This window comes from Ligilactobacillus aviarius (assembly GCF_001654615.1).
Classification (GTDB): domain Bacteria; phylum Bacillota; class Bacilli; order Lactobacillales; family Lactobacillaceae; genus Ligilactobacillus; species Ligilactobacillus aviarius_B.
Genome location: NZ_LWUD01000033.1, coordinates 18645 through 27119, shown reverse-complemented (window position 1 = coordinate 27119; position 8475 = coordinate 18645). Strand labels below are relative to the sequence as shown.

At 37.3% G+C, this 8475-nt stretch carries 7 protein-coding genes; all 7 read right to left on the bottom strand.

All coding sequences use genetic code 11. The annotated features are described in order from the left end of the window. Window positions 1-469: 469 nt before the first annotated feature. The 7 genes from A3O17_RS05620 to A3O17_RS05590 all read right to left on the bottom strand — a co-directional run bounded on the left by A3O17_RS05620 (window position 470) and on the right by A3O17_RS05590 (window position 8455). Window positions 470-2578, bottom strand: coding sequence for an LTA synthase family protein (locus tag A3O17_RS05620; RefSeq protein WP_064212853.1), 2109 nt, complete (start codon window positions 2576-2578; stop codon window positions 470-472). A gap of 83 nt (window positions 2579-2661) precedes the next feature. Beyond that, entirely contained in the window at window positions 2662-2895 is a 234-nt protein-coding gene (locus A3O17_RS05615; protein WP_057826735.1) for a YkuJ family protein, read from the bottom strand. A 178-nt stretch (window positions 2896-3073) separates the two neighbouring features. Further along, window positions 3074-4105 carry a lysylphosphatidylglycerol synthase transmembrane domain-containing protein gene (locus tag A3O17_RS05610; protein ID WP_064212854.1) on the bottom strand — a complete coding sequence of 344 codons (1032 nt, stop codon included), beginning with the start codon at window positions 4103-4105 and terminating at the stop codon, window positions 3074-3076. A gap of 5 nt (window positions 4106-4110) precedes the next feature. Then, a complete protein-coding gene (locus tag A3O17_RS05605; protein ID WP_064212855.1) occupies window positions 4111-5130 on the bottom strand; it encodes a glycosyltransferase family 4 protein in 1020 nt (339 codons plus the stop codon). 12 nt (window positions 5131-5142) lie between these two features. Further along, the gene (locus A3O17_RS05600; protein ID WP_064208419.1) at window positions 5143-6294 is read right to left on the bottom strand and encodes a glycosyltransferase family 4 protein; all 1152 of its coding nucleotides are present in this window, start codon (window positions 6292-6294) and stop codon (window positions 5143-5145) included. A gap of 176 nt (window positions 6295-6470) precedes the next feature. Further along, on the bottom strand, window positions 6471-8189 hold the full coding sequence (gene ptsP / locus A3O17_RS05595) for a phosphoenolpyruvate--protein phosphotransferase (protein ID WP_064212856.1): 1719 nt from the start codon (window positions 8187-8189) through the stop codon (window positions 6471-6473). Next, window positions 8189-8455, bottom strand: a complete 267-nt coding sequence (locus A3O17_RS05590) for a phosphocarrier protein HPr (RefSeq protein ID WP_057826730.1) — start codon at window positions 8453-8455, stop codon at window positions 8189-8191. Before A3O17_RS05590 ends, ptsP begins: the two co-directional genes overlap by 1 nt. Between the last annotated feature and the right edge of the window lie 20 nt (window positions 8456-8475).

Here is an 8475-nt window from a genome sequence, read left to right as displayed (position 1 = left end):
TAGGCACGCCGCCAGCGTTCGTCCTGAGCCAGGATCAAACTCTCAATTTATAAGTTTGTGACTCGTAATTACTAGCGAATTGACTTCGCAAATGTTATTGCATTCATCTTCATGAATTGCCCTGCACATTTGTGCGTCGAAACATTGTTCAGTTTTCAAAGATCTATCAAATGTTAAAACAACAGTAAACATTTTAACATCCTATTCAATTTGTGTCAACAAGAAATTTCATAACTTCAAGCGACGATTAGTATCTTAACAAGTAACAAAACGATTGTCAAGACCTTTTATATCAATAGTGAGAACGCTTTGTCTCACTGACAACAGTTAATATATTATCAACATTTTTTATTAACGTCAACTACTTTTTTTCAAAAAATGAATTTATTTTCGATTTACAATATATTCCACTATTTTTCTCCCAAAATAACAAAAAAGGAATCCTTCTTCAGGATTCCTTTTCACAGCTTTAATGTGCTGTTTGATAGTACTTATAAAGTTGTTTATTTGTTACGCCCTTTAGTTCTGGAGCATCCGTACTGAACTCATTTACGGTCGTCTTTCCGTGATTTTCATCCAGCAAGCTTGTCGGATGTTTCTTTTGAGCTTCTTGGAGCTGTTTCATTCCAGCTTTATAGTTATAGTTGTAATCCGACTTATCAACTCGTTTGAAACCTTTTGGATGGTAGAACCGCAGCAAGTCTCCGGTAATAATCTGATCAGAGATTTCCAACTGTTTATCAACATAATTCTGCTGATTCTTGATCCATTGCTTTTCTTCAGGCGTCAGTTTGTCATTTACAACTTCACCCTTATTATTGTAGATCTTGCTTCCAATCTTTGAGAAGGTTGGTGAAACAAAGTTCCCATCCCGGAACGCAACTGTTTGACTATGATTTGGATTTAACAAATCTTGGCCAAGCATTAAGTATTGTTTATCCGGAATACCTAATAAATCAAGTAATGTTGGCATAACATCAATTTCGCCACCATAGGTATGGTTAATGCCACCCTTTAGTCCAGGAGCGTGAATCATAAATGGTACCTTTTGGAACATTGCTAAATCATAGCTTGAAACAGACTTCTTACCTAAAAGTTGTGCAATTGCCTTCGGGTGATTATTTGAAATTCCATAGTGATCACCGTATACAACGATCATTGAATTATTGTATAACCCTGTTTGCTTCAAGTAGTTAATAAATTCACCAAATGCTTGATCCAAGTAACGAGCAGTTTGGACATAACCATCAACTGTATCATCACCCGTATCAGTCTTTGGAATCGATTGATTCTGCTTATCCAATTCATATGGATAGTGGTTTGTCAATGTAATGATCTTTGCATAGAACGGTTGTGGAAGTTGTTGCAAGTAGTTAACTGCCTGCTTCAAGAAAATCTTATCCTTCAACCCATAACCGACATTATAGTTTTCTTTGCTTGTGTAATAGTCCTTATCAAAGAAGTATTGATAACCCCATGCTTTATACGTGTTGATCCGGTTCCAGAAACTTCCAACATCCCCATGGAATGAAGCGGTTGAATAACCGTGCTGGTCCATAATTGCTGGCATTGCATCAAACGTGTTTGAACCACCATATTCGGTCATTGCAGAACCTGATGGCAACCCATATAATGAGTTTTCAAGCATTGTTTCCGCATCAGAAGTCTTTCCTTGACCAACTTGGTTAAAGAAATTATCAAATGACATTGTATTTTGATCATGATAGAACGCATCAATATTTGGCGTTACTTCCTGACCATCCCACTTATAATCGATCAAAAATTGTTGGAAACTTTCAAGGTGAATGATGAAAACATTCTTTCCCTTTTCCTTCCCGTAATATTGAACATTCGGCGGAAGATAATTTTGCCGTGCAAATTTTAACGCTTTATTTAAGTCTTCCTTCTTTGCGTCTTTCCGCGTTTGCGTTTGCTTATAATTTTGGTATGTATTGTATCCCGCATAGAAGTTCATTCCAAGATACTTAACGATGTAGTTATTATCAAATGTCCGTGTTAACAATTGCGGCCGATCTTGGTTAGCGGCACCAAGGTTGATTCCAAATAAGATAATCCCTGCAACCACCGAAATAATTCCTTGACGGAACCGAACTGGTCGCTTATCTACCTTAATAACCTTAGTAATCAAAAGAAGAGTTAATACAACAACATCGATAAATACAAAAAAGTCAGTTGGTCGAATAATCTTACTAATACTCAATCCAAGATTATTTGAAACTGAACCAGTCGATTTAATAACCCCTAAAGTCAAGAAGTCTGAAAATTCCCGATAATAAAGGATATTAGCAAATAACCAAATCGATTCGATCCAGTCAATGACCATCATGATCCAATAGGAAACCTTGCCCCTAAAGAACAAGGCAATTCCAAATAGGATCAATGCAAATGGAATTGGGTTGACGATTAATAAGATATTTTGAACTGTTCCAGAAACACCCAACGTAAATTCTGTTTGGTAAGCAATATACGTTTTAATCCAGAACAGTATAATTACCAACGCAAAAAATACAAGTTTCTTACTAAAGAAATCTTGCACCTTCTTCAATGCTTTTCGCATCTCTTTATGCCTCCAAAATTAGATTATTAAAAAAGCGATGACCAAACATTCGTAAAGCCACACTTTTTTAACTTGAATATTCTTTAATCATCTAATAAATCAAAGATTTCCATTGCAGCTAAGTCAATGTTATCAAATTCAAACTTTTGCTTAGTTGCAACTTCTTCCAAAGTGAACGTCTTGCTTACTGGATTGTAAGTAACAACTCCACGTTCATCACCGTCTTTTTCAAAACGACGAGATTGCGTTTCACTTTCGCCGGCTTTCATCATCGCATCAAGTCGTGAAATAATTGCCACGAGTTGAGAATTTTCCATCGCCATGTCCTCTTTCTTTATTAAATTCGTTCATAAAAAATAATGAACCATAGACATTTTAGCAAATTTTACAAAATAACAATAGATACATTATCGAAATTCATAACTTTTTAACAAAAAAAACATTAAGTAACCACAATTCAATAAAAAAGACTGCAGTCATTCCTGCAGTCCAGAACTATTCTTCCACCGAGTCTACCCGCTGAACTTTCTTCGGTTTTTGGACCAGTGCAACCATTCCTAAAAACATTCCGAAGTAATATGTAACGATTCGCCAAAGAATCATTGCAAGCACCAATTTTGTTCCCGAATGAATATATAATGAGAAAATCACATCAAAGCTAAACTCTGCACCGCCAGCACCGCCAGGAACTGGGAATAACGAAATTACCATTACGATCAAAACGTGCAACGTCGTAACCTCAATAATGTTTACATGGTGAACCCCAAGCGCCAAAATAATGAAATATGGAATAATGTAATACAAAATCAATTGACCTAACGTAATAATTGCAATCTTAAAAATTGCTTTCTTATCGCGTTTAAGCCGCAAACTTTCCTGATAAAAAGTATCGATTTTTTCGTCAAGCTTTGCTTTCCACTTTGGATATAAATCTTTGTTCTTAAACCATTTAAGCGGCGTTAAGCAAATATTAACCAATTTTCGGGTAAATCGATTCCAATACATTACCATTAATAATCCGACAATAACCGAAAAGTGAATCAAGAATCCAAATGCAATTAAGATTGACATTACATGCATCTTTGCCGCAATTAGATGAAAGCCAAAAATCATACAAATTACAAAGTTCACAACGATCATTGCCTGATAAACAATAAACTTCATTAACAGAATCGATGTCGCCTGGCCGGCTTCGACCCCTGTTTGGGCCAATGCTAAAATCTGAGCCGGCTGACCACCTGATGAAAATGGCGTAATTCCATTAAAAAGCTGTTCAACCATTGGAATCCGCATCACATCGCGCCACCGCATATCAGGATAATGCTTTTTCAACAGGAAGCGAACAATCAAAGCTTCACATGCTAACGATAATAACATCAATCCAAAAGCGACCAGCAACCACCACCATTTAAGGTCTTTTAAATTCATTAAAACACTGTGTAACGGAACATCGCGAAGCGAATATCCAAAAATACAGCATCCAATGGCAATCATGATTGCCAATACAATTTTATTTTTACGTGACATTATCTTCAATCCTTTACTAATCGAGTATAATAATCAAGCCAAATTTTAGCTAATCGCTCTTCCGAATAGTATTCGGCCCCAGCATATGCCTGTTCTTTTAACTGAGAAATTTTCGCTTGGTCATGTTGCAGCAAAGTTAATTGCTCATCCATCTCATCAACATCCTTTGTCCCCAAATAGTATCCGTTAATGATTGAATGGTACAGATCCAAGTCACGAACCATTACGGGCAAGCCAACACTAAATGCTTCAAGAATACTCATTGGAAAGAGTTCATTAAACGAAGGTAACAGGAATAGATCGGCAACATTATAATAATCATTCATTTCGTTACGGTCTAAAATTCCCGGAAACATTAAATTAGCAGGTGGCTGATCAACAACCCGTTTTAATTCATTATATCCATCGGTCATCTTTCCAAACGAAAAACCACCAACCCAGATAAACTGAATCTCCGGATGACGTTTTGCCAATTCAATAAAATCCGGGACGCCCTTCCGCTCTTGAACCTGACCAACCCCGATCACCGTGAATTTATCGGCTGAAATTCCGAGTTTCTGTCGTAATTTTTTCTTTTCCGCTTGCGGCTTCGGGTAAAATTCCTTCTTGGAAACAAAGTTCGGAATGTATGTGATCTTCTTCGCATCAATTCCGTAATTTTCCAATTTCTTTCCAAAAACTGGATTTACAACCACGATTTGATCCATTCGCTTATAGAAACTGATCATATACTTATAAAAAATCTTCTTCGCAAACGAAGGTAAATTAAGACTTCCTTCGATCGTTTCCGGGAGAAAGTGAACATACCCGACTTTAACCCCTCTTCCAGGTAAAAACGTCTCTAAATAAAAAAGCGGGTCAATCGTATGATAATGACTTATATCCGCTTTTCCTAACTTATTAATGACAATTTTAATTTTATCTGGAAAATATTCTTTCAAAAGATTAATTAACTCTGAATACGCACTTCCGACCCCCTGGCCCTTAACACTTAAGGCGGAAGAATACATATGAATATTTAACATAAAATCTCCTCATTAAGAATGTTGGTACTCGTCAATGCAGTGCTCATAAAAATGGATAACTCTTTTTCCAAAATTCTCAGCAGAAATTGACTTTAATTTTTGCGCTAAAACCTTTTCGTTACGATATTTTTCCGGATGTTTTAAATACTCGACCACATCACTTACAAACTCATCAACCGTTGAATATGTCTTTCCCAGACAAGCCTGGTCTAACAACTCATCTGTATATGGGCTATGCGTCGTTACAACTTTGAGTCCTGAAGCAAGGGCCTCATTGTAGGTTAATCCTTGAGATTCTGAGACAGATGTTGAAACGAACAAATTGGCCATATGATAGTAATGTGGAACCTGATCATTGCTGATTTCGCCGGTAAAAATCACACTTCCCGTCAAGTGAAGCTGTTTAACTTGATTTTCGAGGTCTTCACGAGCAGGACCGTCACCGCAAATCATCAACTTTGCTGCTGGAAGTTGTTCTTTGATTCTAACAAATGCATTAATCAGTTGATCAATATTCTTTTCATACGCTAAGCGACTTAACGTTAATAACAATGGAGTATCCGCCGCAATTGCATATTTTTTTCGATAATCAACTTGATCGGCTTTGCTGAATTTGGCCAAATCGACCCCCGTCGGAATCACGGTAATTGGTTCAGTAACCCCATAACCCCGCAGCGTCGTTAATACCCGGTCACTTGGAGCAATAATTCCATTCATATTTTGTAAAAATGAACGTGAAATTTGTTTAACGTGAACCGGCTTCAGCAGCTTTCCATTCGCAATATAATGTAAATAGTCTTCATACATTGTGTGGTACGTATGCACACACGGAATATTCATTTTACGAGCAACGTATTTTCCCATTACTCCCAATGAAAATTCAGTTTGGGTATGAATAATATCAAGCTTCACGGCTTGGGCAACATGTAACGCTCGATGAGCACCCCGAATTGCAATTCTTCGATCAGTAAATGAAACAAACGGAATACTTGTAAATCGAAATACGTTACGTTCATAGATATTTTTATCAACTCCCGGGTCAGTTGTCGTAAAGATATATACATTATGACCTTGACGCTCCAACTGTTCCCGTAACGTCTTAATTGAAGTTGCGACACCGCTAACTTGAGGATAGTATGTATCCGTAAATATTCCAATATTCACGAGCATCCCTCGCATTTCAATTAGTCAGTGTTTATTATATTATTTTCACCCATGATTTTCAACGCAAGTTTTGTTAAAAATATGCCCTTAATCCGCGATTTTTGCGCCATTTCAATGAAATTTTCCCGAACAAAAAAGGGCTGCGAATAACACAACCCTTTAACTAAATTTAATAACTATTTTGTATATTCCTTAACCAAGGCTTGAACTTCAGCTTCTGTTTCACAATCTAATGCTTTATCAGCTAATTCTTTCATCTTTTCAGTTGAAAGCTTCTTGATAAAGCTCCGTGTCTTCAAAATTGAAGTTGCACTCATTGAGTATTCATCTAAACCAAGGCCGAGTAACAATGGAACTGCTGTTTGATCACCAGCCATTTCACCGCACATTCCAGTCCATTTACCTTCTTTGTGTGATGCATCAATAATATTCTTAACAAGCCGTAAAATTGATGGGTTTGTTGGTTGGTAAAGGTATGAAACCCGTTCATTTCCACGGTCAGCAGCCATTGAGTATTGAATCAAATCATTTGTTCCAATACTGAAGAAATCAGCATATTTTGCTAACTTATCAGCAATCATTGCAGCTGCTGGGATTTCCATCATCATTCCGACTTGGATATCATCAGCAACTTCAACACCCTTTTCAACTAACGCAGCCTTTTCTTCTTCAAAGATTGCCTTAGCATCCTTAAATTCTTGCACAGTTGCGATCATTGGGAACATGATTGCTAACTTTCCGTACTTCGATGCCCGTAATAAAGCCCGAAGTTGAGTTCTAAAGATTTCTTGTTGGTCTAAGCATAACCGAATTGCCCGGTAACCTAAGAATGGATTTTGTTCATCAGGTAATGGAAGGTAAGGTAATTTCTTATCCCCACCAATATCCATTGTCCGAACAACAACTTGCTTACCGTTCATTCCTTCAAGTGCTTGCTTGTATGCTTCAAATTGATCGTCTTCACTTGGAAGTTCTGAAGCATCCATATATAAGAATTCTGAACGGAACAAGCCAACTGCTTCAGCACCGTTATCATTTGCCCCTTCAACATCTTGAGGAGTTCCGATATTGGCAGCTAAGATTACTTCTTTACCATCAGCAGTCACTGACTTTTCATTCTTTAATTGTTCCCATTCAGCTTTTTGAGCAGCAAAATCTTTTGCCTTTTGTTCGTATTCACGAACTTCATCAGCAGAAGGCTTTACAATTGCTTCACCATGAATTCCATCAATAATTACTTGATCGCCTTCATGAATATCTTCGGTTGCTGATTCAGAACCAACAACAGCTGGGATTTCCAATGTCCGTGACATGATAGCTGAGTGTGATGTCCGTCCACCAATATCAGTTACAAATCCCTTAACATAACGCCGATCAAGTTGAGCTGTATCTGATGGAGTCAAATCATGTGCAACGATAATAACTTCTTTATCGATCAATGCTGGGCTTGGAAGAGTTACCCCTAATAAGTGGCTTAATACCCGTTTCGTTACGTCACGAATATCGCCAGCCCGTTCTTGCATGTATGCGTTATCTGTCATTGCTTCAAACATTGAAATGAATGTATCTGTAACATCTTTCAATGCTGATTCGGCATTAACTTTTTCGTCATTGATTTTTGTTTCAATTTGGCCGATCATTTCAGGATCAGACAAAATTGTCAGGTGAGCTTCGAAAACTTCTGCTTCTTCTTCACCTAAATTTTCTTTTGCTTTTTCTTTGATTGTTTCAAGTTCTTTTTTAGAAGCATCAATTGCTGAATGTAACCGTTGAATTTCTTCATCGGAATTTTCAATTGTCTTCTTATCAAAAGATAAATCCGGTTCTACAAGCATATAAGCTTCAGCGGTTGCAATTCCATCACTTGCAGCAATCCCCTTAAGTACCTTTGACATTATTCAGCTAAGCCTTCCTTTTTCATTGTTTCATCAATTGCAGCGATTGCGTCTGCTTCATCAGCGCCATCTGCTGAGATTGTTACGTCAGCGTTTTGACCAACACCTAATGACATAACACCCATGATTGACTTCAAGTTAACTGACTTATCGTTGTAAGTTAATGTAATGTCTGAACTGAATTTGCTAGCTGTTTGTACTAATAATGTAGCTGGACGTGCGTGAATTCCTGTTTCTGCAATTACGTGAAAATCTTTCTTTTCCATGATAAATCATGCTCCTTTAA